The sequence below is a fragment of the Mesorhizobium sp. WSM4850 genome, assembly GCF_055811735.1.
In genome coordinates, this window is record NZ_JBVVPV010000019.1 from 28434 (window position 1) to 44324 (window position 15891).

At 63.2% G+C, this 15891-nt stretch carries 14 protein-coding genes; 6 read left to right on the forward strand and 8 right to left on the reverse strand.

Features of this window, described 5'->3' with window-relative positions; translation table 11 throughout:
- Positions 1–64: 64 nt before the first annotated feature.
- A complete protein-coding gene (locus AC0L2Z_RS18890; RefSeq protein WP_473628994.1) occupies positions 65–1192 on the reverse strand; it encodes a PQQ-dependent sugar dehydrogenase in 1128 nt (375 codons plus the stop codon).
- Between the two features lie 296 nt (positions 1193–1488).
- On the opposite strand from AC0L2Z_RS18890, the gene AC0L2Z_RS18895 reads away from it, so the two are divergent.
- The 3 genes from AC0L2Z_RS18895 to AC0L2Z_RS18905 all read left to right on the forward strand — a co-directional run bounded on the left by AC0L2Z_RS18895 (position 1489) and on the right by AC0L2Z_RS18905 (position 2967).
- Positions 1489–1914, forward strand: coding sequence for a globin family protein (locus tag AC0L2Z_RS18895; RefSeq protein ID WP_023802903.1), 426 nt, complete (start codon positions 1489–1491; stop codon positions 1912–1914).
- 65 nt (positions 1915–1979) lie between these two features.
- Positions 1980–2306, forward strand: a complete 327-nt coding sequence (locus AC0L2Z_RS18900) for a hypothetical protein (protein ID WP_473628995.1) — start codon at positions 1980–1982, stop codon at positions 2304–2306.
- Between the two features lie 127 nt (positions 2307–2433).
- Positions 2434–2967 carry a DUF2380 domain-containing protein gene (locus AC0L2Z_RS18905; protein ID WP_473628996.1) on the forward strand — a complete coding sequence of 178 codons (534 nt, stop codon included), beginning with the start codon at positions 2434–2436 and terminating at the stop codon, positions 2965–2967.
- Positions 2968–3042: 75 nt separating this feature from the next.
- Here the strand turns inward: AC0L2Z_RS18905 and AC0L2Z_RS18910 are convergent, their stop codons facing one another.
- The 5 genes from AC0L2Z_RS18910 to AC0L2Z_RS18930 are packed head-to-tail and all read right to left on the reverse strand — an operon-like array spanning position 3043 to position 8325.
- The gene (locus AC0L2Z_RS18910; protein WP_287066903.1) at positions 3043–3873 is read right to left on the reverse strand and encodes a dipeptide ABC transporter ATP-binding protein; all 831 of its coding nucleotides are present in this window, start codon (positions 3871–3873) and stop codon (positions 3043–3045) included.
- Positions 3870–4745: an ABC transporter ATP-binding protein gene (locus AC0L2Z_RS18915; RefSeq protein ID WP_473629021.1), complete on the reverse strand. Its 876-nt coding sequence runs from the start codon at positions 4743–4745 to the stop codon at positions 3870–3872. The genes AC0L2Z_RS18910 and AC0L2Z_RS18915 overlap by 4 nt, the downstream gene beginning before the upstream one ends.
- Before the next feature lie 2 nt (positions 4746–4747).
- Complete coding sequence (locus AC0L2Z_RS18920) at positions 4748–5665, reverse strand: ABC transporter permease subunit (RefSeq protein WP_023802898.1); 918 nt, start codon at positions 5663–5665, stop codon at positions 4748–4750.
- A 1-nt stretch (position 5666) separates the two neighbouring features.
- Positions 5667–6674 (reverse strand): ABC transporter permease subunit, encoded by a 1008-nt coding sequence (locus AC0L2Z_RS18925; protein WP_023802897.1) that lies wholly within the window; start codon positions 6672–6674, stop codon positions 5667–5669.
- A 58-nt stretch (positions 6675–6732) separates the two neighbouring features.
- A complete protein-coding gene (locus AC0L2Z_RS18930) occupies positions 6733–8325 on the reverse strand; it encodes an ABC transporter substrate-binding protein (protein ID WP_023802896.1) in 1593 nt (530 codons plus the stop codon).
- Between the two features lie 428 nt (positions 8326–8753).
- On the opposite strand from AC0L2Z_RS18930, the gene AC0L2Z_RS18935 reads away from it, so the two are divergent.
- Both AC0L2Z_RS18935 and AC0L2Z_RS18940 read left to right on the forward strand, forming a co-directional pair.
- On the forward strand, positions 8754–10670 hold the full coding sequence (locus AC0L2Z_RS18935; RefSeq protein ID WP_473536472.1) for a long-chain-fatty-acid--CoA ligase: 1917 nt from the start codon (positions 8754–8756) through the stop codon (positions 10668–10670).
- A gap of 29 nt (positions 10671–10699) precedes the next feature.
- On the forward strand, positions 10700–11461 hold the full coding sequence (locus AC0L2Z_RS18940; protein WP_473480047.1) for a class I SAM-dependent methyltransferase: 762 nt from the start codon (positions 10700–10702) through the stop codon (positions 11459–11461).
- Here AC0L2Z_RS18940 and AC0L2Z_RS18945 read toward each other — a convergent pair.
- Positions 11445–12167 (reverse strand): HAD family hydrolase, encoded by a 723-nt coding sequence (locus AC0L2Z_RS18945; RefSeq protein ID WP_023802893.1) that lies wholly within the window; start codon positions 12165–12167, stop codon positions 11445–11447. The genes AC0L2Z_RS18940 and AC0L2Z_RS18945 overlap by 17 nt on opposite strands.
- Before the next feature lie 5 nt (positions 12168–12172).
- Entirely contained in the window at positions 12173–13816 is a 1644-nt protein-coding gene (gene pgi / locus AC0L2Z_RS18950; RefSeq protein ID WP_473628997.1) for a glucose-6-phosphate isomerase, read from the reverse strand.
- Between the two features lie 370 nt (positions 13817–14186).
- Here pgi and pdxR point away from each other — a divergent pair, with 370 nt between their 5' ends.
- Positions 14187–15680 (forward strand): MocR-like pyridoxine biosynthesis transcription factor PdxR, encoded by a 1494-nt coding sequence (gene pdxR / locus AC0L2Z_RS18955; protein WP_473536473.1) that lies wholly within the window; start codon positions 14187–14189, stop codon positions 15678–15680.
- Positions 15681–15891: the final 211 nt, after the last annotated feature.

Consider the following 15891-nt stretch of genomic DNA (forward strand, 5'->3'; position numbering starts at 1 on the left):
GCTTAGCGGGATTCCGAGGGTAGAGCGACCAGTTCAGAAAACGCGCCTGTCGCACCGCGCGGCATCACTGCGACGCTGCCGGCGTCAGTCGCAATATCTTTCCCGCTGGTTCGTCGGTTAGCGCCATGACCGCGCCGTCGGGGGCCTGCACCACGTCCCGGATACGCCTGCCGAGAGCGAGGACTTCCTCGCCGGCGACCTGCTTTCCGTCGATCCTGACACGAACGATGCCTTCCGCCGACAGTCCGCCAATCAAGAGGTCGCCGCGCCAATCGGCAAACATGTCGCCGGTGTAGAAGGTCATGCCGGAAGGCGAGATGACGGGTGTCCAGCTATGGATGGAGTCGGCAAACTCCGGCCGCGTCGACGGTTCGGGGATGCGTTCGCCCGAATAGTGCCGGCCCCAGCTGACCACGGGCCAGCCGTGATTCCTGCCCGCTTGCGGAATGTTCAGCTCATCGCCGCCGAGCGGTCCCATTTCCGCCGTCCAGAGCACGCCGGATTCGGGTTGGAGCGCAGCACTTTGCACATTGCGATGGCCGTAGGACCAGATCTCGTCGGCGCCGTCCTTGCCGACGAACGGATTGTCGTCAGGCACGGAACCATCGGGGTTGATGCGGACGATCGTGCCGAGATGATTGTTCGGGTCCTGCGCCTCTCGCATCTTGCCGCGCTCACCGAGCGTGACGAAGAGCTTGCCGTCCGGCGCGAATACCAGGCGGGAGCCGTAGTGCAGCCGGCTGGATACGGCTGGTTCCTGCCGGAAGATCACTTCGAAGTTCGAAAGCGCGCTGCCGTTCTTGTCCAGGCGGCCACGGCCGACCGAGGTGGCCGCGCCGCCGCCGCGTTGCTCCGAATAGGAGAGATAAACCGTTCGGTTGTTGGCAAAGTCCGGATCGAGCGCCACATCCAGCAGACCGCCTTGTCCGCTGGCAAGGACGTCCGGCACACCGTCGATCGGATCGGAAACGGCTCCGTCGGTCAAGACAAGCCGCAGCCGCCCCGGACGCTCGGTGACCAGCAACGCGCCGTCGGGCAGGTAAGTCGCGCCCCAGGGATGCTCAAGCCCTTCGGCAAAGGTCTCGACCGCAACGCGGCCTGTCTCGCTCTCGATGCTGCTGCCCTGCGCGAGCGTGGTCGAGGGGGCACCGAAGGCGAGAAGAAAAGACGAAGCAATGAATATCCGCAGCATGATTTCTCCATCCGAACGGAGGCATAGGGGAGGAGCCGCCGGCTCTCCGATATAATGACCGACTGCCGATGCAGTTCCAAGCTGGCGCCGCGCCAGGTTTTTCAGCTATGGCCAGGTCGAGGTCGGCGAGAGTTCGGCCTGGCCACTCTCGGCGTGCCTCTAGATAAAGAAGTCAAATGAGCGCGAACTGAAACCAATTGAGACACAACTGAAACACATCCAGGCGCAGGCGACATGCATGCGAAACGCTTTGGGGCGATGGTCGCCGCAAGACCAGGAACGCAGGAGCGTCGCCGATGACACCCGACCAGACCAGACTTGTCCAGGACAGTTTTCGCGAGATCGTGCCGATCCGCGTGGCCGCCGCCGCGCTGTTCTACGAGCGCCTGTTCGCGATCGACGCGGATCTTCGCGCGCTGTTTCCGGTGACAGACATGACCAAGCAAGGCGCCAAGCTGATAGCGAGCCTCGGCTTCGTCGTGCATGGACTGGACCGAGCCGACACCATCCTGCCGACGGTGCGCGTGCTCGCCAGGCGTCACGTGACTTACGGTGTCGAGGAGCGTCATTACCCGATCGTCGGACAAGCGCTCATCGAGACGCTGGCGGCCGGCCTCGGCACGGCTTTTACGCCGGCTGTCCGCGAGGCTTGGGAGGCGGCCTACGGGTTGCTCGCCAGCGTAATGATCGCGGCTGCCCGTGAGGATCAGCTCGCAGCGTAATTTTGGGGGATGCAGCCGCAGGCGACCACCCACCCAAACGACAATTCCAAATGGAGAGAAACACGATGTTCAGATACACAGCACTTGCGGCGCTTTGCGTCGTGGCAGGTTCCACTTCTGCCGGCGAACTCACGGCCCGTCAGGGTGGGACCGTCGATCTCGGCAATTTTCACGGCGTCGTCTACTACACCGAGGCGGAGGACGGCTATCGGGTGGTCACCACGATGGCGGCGGGCGAAGAAAACCTGCCAGTGCGCTTCGTCGCGACCCTCAGCGAGGGCCAGGCGTTCGTGATCTCGGTCCCGGGCGCGTTGGCAGGGGCCGGCCAGGCACTCGAAATCTCGCGCGCCAAAGGCAAGCTGGTTGTGGCGGAGGTGGAGTCCACCCAGTAACAGGTTGAAAGTTGACGTCGCGACGCAACCGGGTAGTCTGCGCCCGCTTCCGCGTCTTCCAGCAGCGCGAAGAGACAAATCGGCACCGTCATTGGGATGGGTATCGTCCTAACCTCGGAGAAACGAGATGCTCAAGGTGCAAAGTGCGGAAGTTCGATTTCGACTTTTTGAGTGTGGACAATTTTTCCTGATCCTGATGGTCGCTGGTCTACTTGCGCCGGCCGCTTTTGCCGATGTCGTCGAGCCAGCGACCCTCGCCGTCGCGGATTTCGAGTTCAGGGATACATCAGGCGAAGTCAGGGACCAGACCGCCGAACACGAAGCGCGACTGAAGGCATTTGGCGTTACGTTGCAGGATGGCCTTTCGGAGAAGATCAAGCTGGTCGCGTTACCCTGTCAGGCAGAACAGTGCACCATCAAGGACCCCGGCCTTGTCGATCTCTCGAAACAGGCAAAAACAGCCAGCGCGAAATATCTCCTGATCGGTCAGGTGCACAAGATGAGCACGCTGGTCGGCTGGGTGAAGTTTGCAGTGCTGGATTTGAGCAACAACAAACCTATCTGCGATCGATACCTGACTTACCGGGGAGATACCGACGAAGCATGGCGGCGAGCAGCAGAGTTCACCGCGCGTGACGTCGAGAAGCACTGCATTCCGTAGGAATCGCCGTCGCTGTAGTCTTTGATCAGCCGGCGCCCTGAACCTCAGCATGGGCTGGGTACCGCAATTGCGGCGTCAGGCGGCCTTCTTCTTCGCCAGCCTCGCCTTGATGCTGGCGACGTCGGCGCGCGGCGTCGCCGCGAACAGCGTTTTGGTGTAGCTGTGCTTGGGGTCGGCAAAGACCTCGTCGCGCGAACCGTACTCGACGGCCTCGCCATAATACATGACCATCACCTCGTCGGCGATGTAGCGCACCACCGACAGGTCGTGGCTGATGAAGACATAGGTCAGCTCGAACTCGTCCTGCAGGTCGGCGAGCAGGTTGAGCACCTGCGCCTGCACCGACAGATCGAGCGCCGAGACCGGCTCGTCGAGCACCAAAAGGCTCGGATTGAGCATCAGCGCGCGGGCAATGGCGATGCGCTGGCGCTGGCCGCCCGAGAACATGTGCGGATAGCGGTTGTAGTGCTCCGGTCCAAGGCCGACCTTCTTCAGCATCTTCATGGCGAGATCGCGCCGTTCGTCGGCTGGCGTGTCGGTGTTGATGAGCAGCGGCTCGCCCAGCACGTCGCCGATCTTCTGGCGCGGATTGAGCGAACCATAGGGGTTCTGGAAGACGATCTGCACCTTGCGACGCATCTCCTTCGTCAGCCCATTTTTGGCGATGTCGACCTTGTTGCCGTCGATGAAGAGTTCGCCCGCTGTCGCCGGATCGATCAGCGTGATGATACGTGCGAGCGTCGACTTGCCGCAGCCGCTTTCGCCGACGATGGCCAGCGTCTTGCCCTTGTCAACACTGAACGAAACGCCCTTGACCGCATGCACCGTGCGCGAGGGACGAAACAGGCCGCCGCCGACATGGTAGTCGCGCACGATGTTCTTGCCTTCGAGAACCGTCACGCTCATGACGCGGCTCCCGCAGCACGCCCGGCTCCAGCAGCAGAGGGGGCCGGTTCGAACAGCATGTCGGAAATGGTCGGCAGCCGGTCGCCGACGGCGTTCTCCGGCAGCGCCGACAGCAGCGCGCGCGTGTAGTTGCTCTTCGGCTGCTCGAACAGCGACAGAACGTCGGCCTCTTCCATCTTGCGGCCCTTGTACTGGACGATGACGCGGTCGGCTGTCTCGGCGACGACGCCCATATTGTGGGTGATCATGATCAGGCCCATGCCGTATTTGGCCTGCAAGCCGACCAAAAGGTCGAGAATCTGCTTCTGGATGGTGACGTCGAGCGCGGTGGTCGGCTCATCGGCGATCAGCAGCTTCGGATTGCAGGCGATGGCGATGGCGATCATGACGCGCTGGCACTGGCCGCCCGACATCTGGTGCGGGAATGAGTTCAGCCGCTCTTCCGGATCGGCGATGCCGACCAGCTTCATCAGTTCGATGGCACGGGCCCGGCGCTGGGCGCGGTCCATGCCCAAATGGAAGCGCAGCACCTCCTCGATCTGAAAACCAGCGGTGAAGCACGGGTTGAGGCTGGCGATCGGCTCCTGGAAGATCATCGAGATGTCCTTGCCGACGATCTTGCGGCGCTCGGACGGGCTGAGCTCAAGCAGGTCGATGCCGTCGAAGGCCATGCGATTGGCCTTTACCGTCGCCGTGTTCGGCAACAGCCCCATCACCGCGAGCATCGCCACCGATTTGCCGGAGCCGGATTCGCCGACGATCGCCAGCACCTCGCGCGGCTCGATCGACAGGTCGATGCCTTGCACGGCCATGAATGGTCCGGCGGCGGTATCAAACGACACGGTGAGGTTCTTGATCTCGAGAAGAGGCATGGTCACGACCTCTTCAGCTTGGGGTCGAAGGCATCGCGCAGGCCATCGCCGATCAGGTTGATCGCAAGCACCGTGATCAGGATGGCAAGGCCGGGGAAGGTCACCACCCATGGCGCGCGCAGGATGAACTCGCGCGCCGTGGCCAGCATGGTGCCCCATTCCGGGGTTGGCGGCTGCGCGCCGACGCCAAGGAAGCCAAGAGCCGCGGCCTCGAGAATGGCGTTGGAGAAGGACAGCGTCGCCTGCACGATCAGCGGCGCCATGCAGTTCGGCAGGATCGTCTTCACCATCAGCCTGAGATGGCTGGCACCGGCCACCTTGGCGGAGATCACATATTCGCGGTTCTTTTCGGCCATCACCGCCGCACGGGTGAGCCGCGCGAAATGCGGCTGCAGCACCAGCGCGATCGCCAGCATGGCGTTGAACAGGCCGGGTCCGAGGATCGCCACCAGAACTAGGGCAAGCAGCAGCGACGGGAAGGCCAGGATGACGTCCATGACGCGCATGATCAGCGTATCGACCCAGCCGCGGAAATAGCCGGCGAGCACGCCGAGGACGATACCGCTGGTCAGCGAGAAAACAACGACGACCAGACCGATGAACAGCGAGAACCGAGCCCCGAAAATCAGCCGCGAAAGCATGTCGCGGCCAACGGCGTCGGTGCCGAGCAGGAACGTCGATCTGCCGCCCTCCTGCCAGGCCGGCGGCGCCAGCAGCGCATCGCGGAACTGTTCGTCAGGCGAATGCGGCGCGACCAACGGCGCGAAGATCGCCACCAGCACCAGCGCAGTGAACACGACCAGGCCGATGACGGCGCCGGTGTTCATCGAGTAGTAATGCCAGAACTCGGTGAAGGCGCGTTGCCGGCCGCCGGTCGGAATGGAGGCGGCGGTGGCTTCTGCCGTGGTTTGGTCGGTCATCTCACTGCACCCGGATACGTGGGTTGATGACGGCGTAGAGCACGTCGACGATCAGGTTCACCGCCATGACGATCAGCGCGATGATCAGCAAGCCGCTCTGGACGACAACATAGTCGCGCTTGGCGATCGCGTCGATCATCCACTTGCCGATACCAGGCCAGGAAAAGATCGTTTCGGTCAGGATGGCGCCCGCCATCAGCGTGCCGACCTGCAGGCCGATGGTGGTGACGACGGGGATCAGCGCATTGCGAAAAGCGTGGAGCCCGATGACGCGACGCGGCGCCAGGCCCTTGGCGCGGGCGGTGCGGACATAGTCTTCGCCCAGCACCTCCAGCATCGCCGACCGCGTCTGGCGCGCTATGACGGCGAGCGGGATTGTCGCCAGCACGATCGCCGGCAGGACAAGATGACTGGCGGCGGACCTGAAAGCGCCGCTCTTGCCGGAGATCAGGCTGTCGATCAGCATGAACCCCGTCGTCGGCTTGAAGAAATATTGAAGGCCGATGCGGCCGGAAACCGGCGTCCAGCCGAGATAGCCGGAGAAGAAGATGATGAGCAGCAGTCCCCACCAGAAGATCGGCATCGAATAGCCGGTCAGCGCCACGCCCATCGTCGCCTGGTCGAACCAGGATCCGCGCTTGACCGCGGCGAAGATGCCGGCGGGAATGCCGATGAGCACGGCGATGATCAGCGCGATCGTCGCCAGTTCCAGCGTCGCCGGAAACAGCGCTTGGAATTCACCGAGCACCGGCCGCTTGGTGGCGAGCGATATGCCGAAGTCGCCGGTCAGGACCCTGCCGATATACTCGAGATACTGGACGACATAGGGCCGGTTGTAGCCAAACCGCTCGACAAGCTCGGCGTAGCGTTCCGGGCTGACGCCGCGCTCGCCGGCCAGGGCCGTGATCGGGTCGCCCGGCAAAAGCCGGACGAAAGCGAACGCCGCCAGCGATATGCCGAACACGGTCGGGATGATCAAGGCGAGCTTGTGGAGGAGATAGCGGAGCATCTTGCTTCATAGAACGGCGGCGCTTTAAGTCCAGCGTCGCCGTTCTATTTCTCAGCAGTTATTCGGCGACGTCGACGCCGTCAAACCGGTGGATGCCGAGCGGATCCATGACGAAGCCCGTAACTTTCTTGTTCATCGGCATGAAGACCTTGGAATGGGCGATGGTCAGCCACGGCGCCTCACGCTTGAACACGACCTGAGCCTCCTCGTAGATCTTGGTGCGCTCGGCGACGTCCGTGGTCGCCTTGCCCTTCTGCAGGAGGGCTTCGAACTCCTGGTTGCACCAGATCGCATAGTTGGACTGGCCGATGGCATCGCAGCCGAGCAGGAATAGGAAGTTGTCCGGGTCGCCATTGTCGCCGGTCCAGCCGAGCTGGAAGGCCCCGTCACGGTCCTTCTGCTTGCCGCGTTCGCGATACTCGGTCCATTCGTAGCTGACGATCTCGGCCTTCACGCCGATCTTGGCGTAGTCGGCCTGGATCAGTTCCGCGACCCGTTGGGCATTCGGATTGTACGGGCGGCTGACCGGCATTGCCCAGATCTTCATCGACAGATCCGTGACGCCGGCATCAGTCAGCATCTTCTTGGCCGCGTCGGGATCGTAGGGATCGTCCTTGACCTCCTTGTTATAGGACCACATCGTCGGCGGGATCGGGTTTATCGCCGCCTGGCCAGCGCCCTGATAGACGGCATCGAGAATGGCCTGCTTGTTGACGGCCATGTTGAGGGCCTTGCGGACCTCGACCTTGTCGAAGGGCGCCTGCGTCGTGTTGTAGGCCATGTAGCCGATGTTCAGGCCTTCCTGCTCGTCGACCTTGAGGTTCGGGTCGGCTTTCAGGCCGGCAATGTCGGCCGGCGCCGGGTACGACATGATATCGCACTCGCCCGCCTTCAGCTTCTGCGCGCGCACGGCCGGATCGGTGGTGATGGCAAAGATCAGATCGTCGATCTTCTGGCGGCCGCCATAGTAGCCGTCCCATGCCGCATAGCGGATGACCGCGTCGACCTGGTAGTCGACGAACTGGAACGGACCGGTGCCGATCGGCTTCTGGGTGAATTGCTGCCTGGTGCCAGCCTTGTCGAGCTGGTCGGCATATTCCTTGGAGACGATCGAAGCGAAATCCATGCCGAGATCCGGCAGAAAAGCGACCTCAGGCTTGTTCAGCACGAACTTCACCGTCAGGTCGTCGACCTTGACGATTTCCTTGAGAAGATCCGGGAAGCCCATGCCGGCAAAATATTCCCAGCCGGTGCCTGCCAGATAGTCGAACCACGGGTTTTCCTTCTTCCACTGGCGCTCGAAGGAGAAGATCACGTCGTCGGCGTTGAGATCGCGCGTCGGCGTGAAGTAGTCGGTGGTCTGGAACTTCACGCCCGGCCGAAGCTTGAACGTGTATTCGAGACCGTCGTCGGAAACCGTCCAGCTCTCGGCGAGGCCAGGCGTGATGGTGGTCTTGCCGTGTTCGAACTCGACCAGGCGCGAATAGATGGTGCGCGACGACGCGTCGAAATCGTTGCCACCGCTCCACGGCGACGGGTCGAAGCCGGCCGGCGACGCCTCCGAGCAGTAGACCAGCTGTTTCGCATTGGCCATGCCGCCGAGGACGCTTGCGGCCAGCAACGCGGCCGCAAAAGTCAGTTTCTTTTTCATGGAGGACTCCCTGATGTTCTTCCAAGCCCCTCTATCAGGCTCGTGAAGCGCGCATATAAGCACCGTTTTTCCGGCTTTGGAACACCCCGTTTGCCTACCCCATGGGAAGCAGAATTGATTTCTGCGCACTCGCCAAAAAGGAGAAAAAAATGTCAGTTACCGCCTATCACGGTAATGTTAACGACTGCATTTTTTTATTGATCTTCAACCCGGCGTTGGTGAGGAACTGCGACCTTCGGCTGGTCGTTGCCGCGGACGATTTCTTCCCACCTTGCCGCAGGCACAGACTTGCACGGCTGCCGATAGTCGCAATACATAGATGACAGGCTGGATTTCCTGGATGCCGGCAGCAGTGGAGGACGTCTCTGTCATTCGGAGGCGACGCGGCGAGCAGGCAGAGACAATAAGAACAATCGAGGGAGGGACGAGTGGCAAAAACACCAAGGACGACGGCACCAGCGACAGCCAAGGCCAAAACTGCTGCGAAACCGGCCAGCCCCGACAAGCTAAAAGCGCCGACGGCCAAAGCCAAGCCGAAGGCGGCCGCGGTGCCCGCCAAGGGTGGCGCAAAGCCCGCCGCCGCCAAACCAGCGGCGAAGGCAGCACCGACAGCGGCTGCATCGACGTCAAACCCAGGTCCGGCCACAAGGCTGCCGAATGTGGTTGCCGCCGGATTGCCGGAAAAACCCTGGCTCAAAAGCTATCCGAAAGTCGTTCCGGCCGAGATCGGCGCTCTGCCCTTCGGCTCCATCGGCGATCTGCTCGCCGACGTCTGCAAGCAGTACGCCAGCCGGCCTGCCTTTACCTGCATGGGCAAGACCATCACCTATGCGGAAGTCGAGCGGCAATCGGCCGCCTTCGGCGCCTATCTGCAATCGACGGGACTGCCGAAAGGCGCACGCGTGGCGCTGATGATGCCGAACGTGCTGCAATATCCGGTTGCGATGATGGCAGTGCTGCGCGCTGGCTATGTCATGGTCAACGTCAACCCGCTCTACACGCCGCGCGAGCTGGAACATCAGCTCAAGGATTCCGGCGCGCAAGCCATCGTCATTCTCGAGAATTTCGCCAGCACCTTGCAGGCGGTGATCGCCAAAACGGCGGTCAAGCATGTCGTGGTCGCGGCGATGGGCGACATGCTTGGCGGCCTGAAGGGGACGATCGTCAATCTCGTCGTGCGCCGCGTGAAGAAGATGGTGCCGGCCTGGTCGCTGCCGGGCCATGTCAAGTTCAACGCAGCGTTGAAGGCAGCCGCCGGCATGAATTTCAAGCCGGCGAAGGTCGCTGCCGACGACGTCGCCTTCCTGCAATATACCGGCGGCACCACCGGCATCTCGAAGGGCGCGGTGCTGCTGCACAGCAACGTGCTGGCCAACGTCGCGCAGAACGCGCTGTGGATCGAGGACGCCTTCACGGTCAAGCCCAAGCCGGCGCATCTCAACTTCATCTGCGCGCTGCCGCTCTATCATATCTTCGCGCTGACGGTGAACGCGCTGATGGGCATGCAACTGGGTGGCCAGAACATACTCATTCCCAATCCGCGCGACATTCCCGGGTTCGTCAAGCAACTCGGCAAATACCCGATCCACATCTTTCCAGGCCTCAACACGCTGTTCAACGCGCTGCTCAACAATGAGGATTTCCGCAAGCTCGACTTCAGGCCGCTGATCCTGACGCTGGGTGGCGGCATGGCGGTGCAGAAGGGTGTCGCCGAACGCTGGAAGGCGTTGACCGGCTGCCCGGTCACCGAGGGCTACGGGCTTTCGGAAACCTCGCCGGTGGCCACCGCCAACACATTCAGCGACGGCAACTTCACCGGCACGATCGGCCTGCCGCTGCCCTCGACCGAGATCGCCATCCGCGACGAAGACGGCAATGATTTGCCGCCCGGCGAAGTCGGCGAGATCTGCATCCGCGGACCACAGGTGATGGCCGGTTACTGGAACCGGCCGGACGAGACCGCCAAGGTGATGACCAAGGACGGTTTCTTCAAGTCGGGCGACATGGGCTTCATGGACGAGCGCGGCTTCACCAAGATCGTCGACCGCAAGAAAGACATGATCCTTGTGTCCGGCTTCAACGTCTATCCGAACGAACTCGAGGAAGTGGTGGCGCTGCATCCGGGCGTGCTCGAAGTGGCCGCGATCGGCGTGCCGGACGAGCATTCAGGCGAAGTGCCGAAGCTGTTCGTCGTCAAGAAGGACCCGTCGCTGACCGCAGAGGTGCTGACTGTCTATTGCCGCGAGAACCTGACCGGTTACAAGCGGCCAAAATACATCGAGTTTCGGACCGAACTGCCGAAGACGCCGGTCGGCAAGATCCTGCGGCGGGCGTTGCGGGAATAGGAAGAATTTGGGCGGGAATAGGGACAATTTTGGCCGATAGCCTTACTGTCGATGACGCGGCGGATACGCTTTCCCGTCCCGATCCGCTAACGTTCATCAAGGCGAACATGCGTATCGCCCCTGTTGCCGCGCTTCCCGAAATCCGGCTTTATGCAGCCCATCCAGCGAGCGGACTGTGGCGGCTGACGCGTCCACAAGGACGAGCAGCCGAGCCGGAAGAAGAAGCAAACGAAGCCGACGAGGATGGCCCCGAGCCGCAGCCTCCTTACTGGGCCTATGCCTGGGCCGGCGGCGCGGTGCTTGCCCGCTACATCCTCGATCGGCCGGAGACCGTGGCTGGGCTTCGCGTGCTCGATCTCGGCGCCGGGTCTGGCCTCGTCGGTATCGCCGCGGCAAGGGCCGGCGCCAGCCAAGTGATTGCATCCGAGATCGACCGCAATGGCGTCGCCGCGCTCGGTCTCAATGCGGCGGCGAACGGCGTCGAAATCACGGTCGTCGGCGAGGACATCACCGCTGGTCCGCCGCCGCCAGTGGACGTCGTGGCAGCCGGCGACTTGTTTTACCGGCAAGATCTCGCCGACCGGGTCATCCCCTTCCTCGACCGCTGCCTGGCCGCCGGCATCAATGTGCTGATCGGCGACCCGGGCCGCGCCTACTTGCCCCGCTCGCGGCTTCACCTTCTGGCCGAATACCAGGTGCCGGATGTCGGCCAAGGCACGGCGACGAAGCCGAGCGGCGTCTTCTCGTTCGAGCCGGAGCAACCCGGAGGCGAGTTCAGATCGTCTCCTTGACCTTTGCCGAAAGAAAGTCGGGCAGATCGGCAACCGAATCCAGAATGACGTCGGCGATCTGCGACAGCGATTCCCGCGTGCCGGTGCCGGAAAGCACGCCGATCGCCAGACCGCAGCCGCCGGCCCGCGCCATCTCCAGATCGTGGCGATTGTCGCCGACCACGGCGATCGCGGCAGGCCTCAGGCCGGTCAGGTCCGAGAAGGCGAGGATCGTGTCGGGCGCCGGTTTCGGATTGGCCACCGCGTCGTAACCATAGGCGGCGTCGAACAGCTGCGCGACGCCCAGCGTGAGCAATGTCTTCTCAGCGCCAGTGGTCGAATCGTTGGTGGCGACGCCGAGCCGGTAGGATTTCCTGTGAAGAACGCCAAGCGTCTCGACGATGCCCGGCAGCGCCACCGCCATCGACGAGCCCTGCACCGACGTGATCTCGTTGAAGCGGGCGACGGCAAGCATCTGGTCTTCATCCGACAGTCGCGGAAACCAAAGCTCGACGACATCCATGTTGGTGCCGGAGGCAAAGATGGAATCGGGCTTGAAGCGTTTGGTGGCGAAATCGTAGCCCGCCGCGGCAAGCAGCCTGTCGGCCTTCCAGCGGTCGCCCTCCGCCGCATCCATCGCCATGAAATCGGCAACGCCGAGCCACGTCGCGTTGAAGTCGACAAGGGTGCCGTCCTTGTCGAACAATATTCCCTTGATCTCGGCCAAGCCGCTTACTCCGATCCGCGCAATCGATGGATGTGTCCCACCAGTCCGGCAGTCGAAGCGTCCCGCTTTGCGGCATTCTCCTTGCCTTCCACGACAGGCAGCAGCCCGGTCGCCAGTTCCTTGCCCAACTCGACGCCCCACTGGTCGAAGGAATTGATGTTGAAGAGCGTGCCCTCGACGAAGACGCGGTGCTCATAGAGCGCGATCAGCCGTCCGAACGTATGCGGATCGAGTTGTCTGTAGAGGATCGTCACCGAGGGCCGGTTGCCGGAGAAGACGCGATGCGGGGCGATCCTGTCGACCTCGGTGGGCGCCATGCCCTTTGCCAGCATCTGCGCACGCGCGTCCTCCAGCGTGCGACCCTTCATGAACGCCTCCGACTGCGCCAGGCAGTTGGCGAGCAACAGGTCGTGGTGATGATTGAGATCCGGCTCATGGCCGATGGCTGCGGCGAGGAATTCGACCGGAATGAAATCGGTGCCCTGGTGCAGCAGCTGGAAGAAGGCGTGCTGGCCATTGGTGCCGGGCTCGCCCCAGACCAGCGGGCCGGTCGGCGTCTGGACAGCGCCGCCGTCGAGGGTGACGCTCTTGCCGTTCGATTCCATATCGAGCTGCTGCAGATAGGCCGGCAGCCTGGACAGGCGCTGGTCGTAGGGAATGACGGCGCGGGCGGGGTATTGGCAGATCACCCGATGCCACCAGCCGATCAGCCCCATCAGCGCCGGCAGGTTGCTGGCCAGCGGCGCCGTCTGGAAATGTTCGTCCATCGCATGCGCGCCATCGAGAAAGGCGCGAAAATTCTTCGGGCCGACGGCGATCATCACCGGCAGGCCGATCGCGCCCCACACCGAATAGCGTCCGCCGACCCAGTCCCAGAAGCCGAAGACGCGGTCGGACGCAATGCCGAACTTGGCCACCAGGTCGAGCGCCGTCGAGACGGCGGCGAAATGCTTGCCGACCGCTTCCTTGCCGAGCGCCTTCTGCACCCATTCGCGCGCCGTCTCGGCATTGGTCATCGTCTCGATGGTGGTGAAGGTCTTGGAAGCAACGATGAACAGCGTGGTTTCGGCGGAGAGGCCCTTCAGCGTGTCGTGGATATGGGCGCCATCGATGTTCGACACGTAATGCGTGCGCGGCCCGTCATGATAGGGCGCCAGCGCCAGCGTCGCCATGGCCGGGCCAAGGTCGGACCCGCCGATGCCGATGTTGACGATGTCGGTGATCTTCTTGCCGGTGGCGCCGGCCGCCTTGCCGGAGCGCACGGCATCGGCGAAGCCGCCCATCGCATCGAGCACGGCGACAACCTGCGCCTTGACGTCCTGGCCGTCGAGCACGATGCCCTTGCCGTTCAGGTTGCGCAGCGCGGTGTGCAGCACGGCGCGGCCTTCGGTGACGTTGATCTTCTTGCCCGAGAACATCGCAGCGCGCCGGCCTTCGAGATCGGCGGCTGCCGCCAGCTTCTCGAGCAGATCCATCGTCTGCGCATCGACCGCGCATTTCGACCAGTCGAGCAGCAGGTCCCCGTCGGTGGCGGAGAATTTTTCGAAGCGCTGCGGATCGGCGGCGAAAGCCTCGCGCATGCTGCCCGATTTGGCCGCACGGTGATCGCGCAGGGCGTCGAGCTGTTTTTGAAAGGACGATTGATCCACTGCCTTACTCCGAGCCTTGAAATGCCAACATAACAGACCGGGTGTTTCCGGCGCGTGTCGTCGCGCCGAACTATCTAGCCGAAATCGACTGGTTTCAATGCGCCGCGATGACGCGTTGCGTCAGGCAGCGATGACGCAACGCGGCACGCGGGGGATGGCGCGCTGCGTCAGGCAGCCGGATGACGCTTTGCGTCACCAGCGGGATTACGCGCTGCGTCACCAGCGGGATGACGCTTTGCGTCACCCTTGGGAAGGATCACTGGCGTAAATCCCAGTGATCAGAAAAATTGATTGGCGCAACAGCTTGTGCCACCGGTACATTCGACTGGTCCAGCCAGGTGAAAAAGGCTGGCCATCGAGGAACATCCGCATGCCACAGCGAAACGACACGGCCATATGGTCCGGCCTGTTCCGGATTTCGGCGGAATCCGGCCAGACCCTGCAGGCGCAGATCCGCCAAGCGATCGTCGCCGCCATCCTCGACCGGCAAATCGCCGCTTCGATGCCGCTTCCGTCCTGCCGGATCCTGGCCGAGAAACTCGGCGTGGCGCGCGGCACCGTCGTGCTGGCATTCCAGCAGCTCGTCGACCAGGGTTTCCTGGTGGCGCGCGAACGGCGCGGCCATTTCGTCAATCCGGACGTGCTGGCGACGCCGGCCAAACCGCACCAGAAGGCGCCAGACCAGGCCAATGAGATCGACTGGAAGGCGCGCCGGCAGATCGCGGCCAGTGACATGCCGCCGCCGGCCAAGCACGACAACTGGATCAAGTCGTCCTACCCCTTCGTCTATGGCCAGTTCGATCCGGCACTGTTCCCGACAGCCGAGTGGCGCGAGTGCAACCGCATGGCGCTGGCCGTGCTCGAGATCCGCAATTGGGCGTCCGACATGGTCGACCGCGACGATCCGCTTTTGATCGAGCAGATCCAGGCGCGGCTGTTGCCGCGGCGCGGCATCTTCGCCAATCCCGATGAGATCATCGTCACGCTCGGCGCGCAGAACGCGCTCTACATGCTGGCGACGCTGCTGATGACCAAGGGCTCCAAGGTGGCCATGGAAGACCCCGGCTATCCCGACGCACGCTCGATCTTCCGGCTGGCGGGTGCCGACGTCGCACCGGTCCCGGTCGACCATTCCGGCATTGTAACCGCTTCTATTCCCAACGTTTCCGGCTTCGTCTTCGTGACGCCCAGCCACCATTGCCCGACCATGGTGCCGCTGTCGGCGGAGCGCCGGCAGGATTTGCTGGCGCGCGCCAATCGCCACAACCAGATCATCATCGAGGACGGCTATGACAGCCAGCTTCTGGACGAGGCGCCGCAGCAGGCGCTGAAGAGCCTCGACCGTTCCGGCCGCGTCATCTATGTCGGCTCGATGTCGAAGACGCTGGCTCCGGGCCTTAGGCTCGGCTACATCGTCGCCTCGGCCGGGCTGATCTCCGAGCTTCGCGCGCTGCGCCGCTTCATGCTGCGTCATCCGCCGGCCAACAACCAGCGCGCGGTCGCGCTGTTCCTGTCGCTTGGCCATCACGAGGCGCTGGTGCGGCGGCTGTCGAGCGCCTTCGACGAACGGCGCAAGCGTCTGATCCATGCGATTTCCGCCTTCCTGCCGGAGTGGCGCTCGACCGATTCCGCCGGCGGCGCGTCGCTCTGGCTCGAAGGGCCGCGCGGCACCGATTCGCGCGGGCTGGCCGAGGCCGCCGCCTCGCGCAGCGTCATCATCGAGCCCGGCGACCGTTTCTTCGACCGCACCGAAAAGCCGTCGCGCTTCATGCGGCTCGGCATCTCCTCGATCGCGCTGCAGCACATCGAGCCCGGCATCCGCGAGCTGGCGACGGCGGCCGGGCGCAGGCCGGCCGCCGCCTGATGCCTCGTCGGGGCCATGACCGGCCACCGTTGTTTAGCCCCCTGGCATATGCGACGGGACCGTCTGGCTCATAGGCTGTGCCAATGCCGGCGGCATAGTTCGAGGCATAGCGCATGACCCCGGAAACCAATCTTCGGTTTCCGGAAAGGATCATGCGCAAGCAAGAAAGTGTTAGAGCGTCCTTTGCGCGTCCAAGTGGACGCGCGGCGCT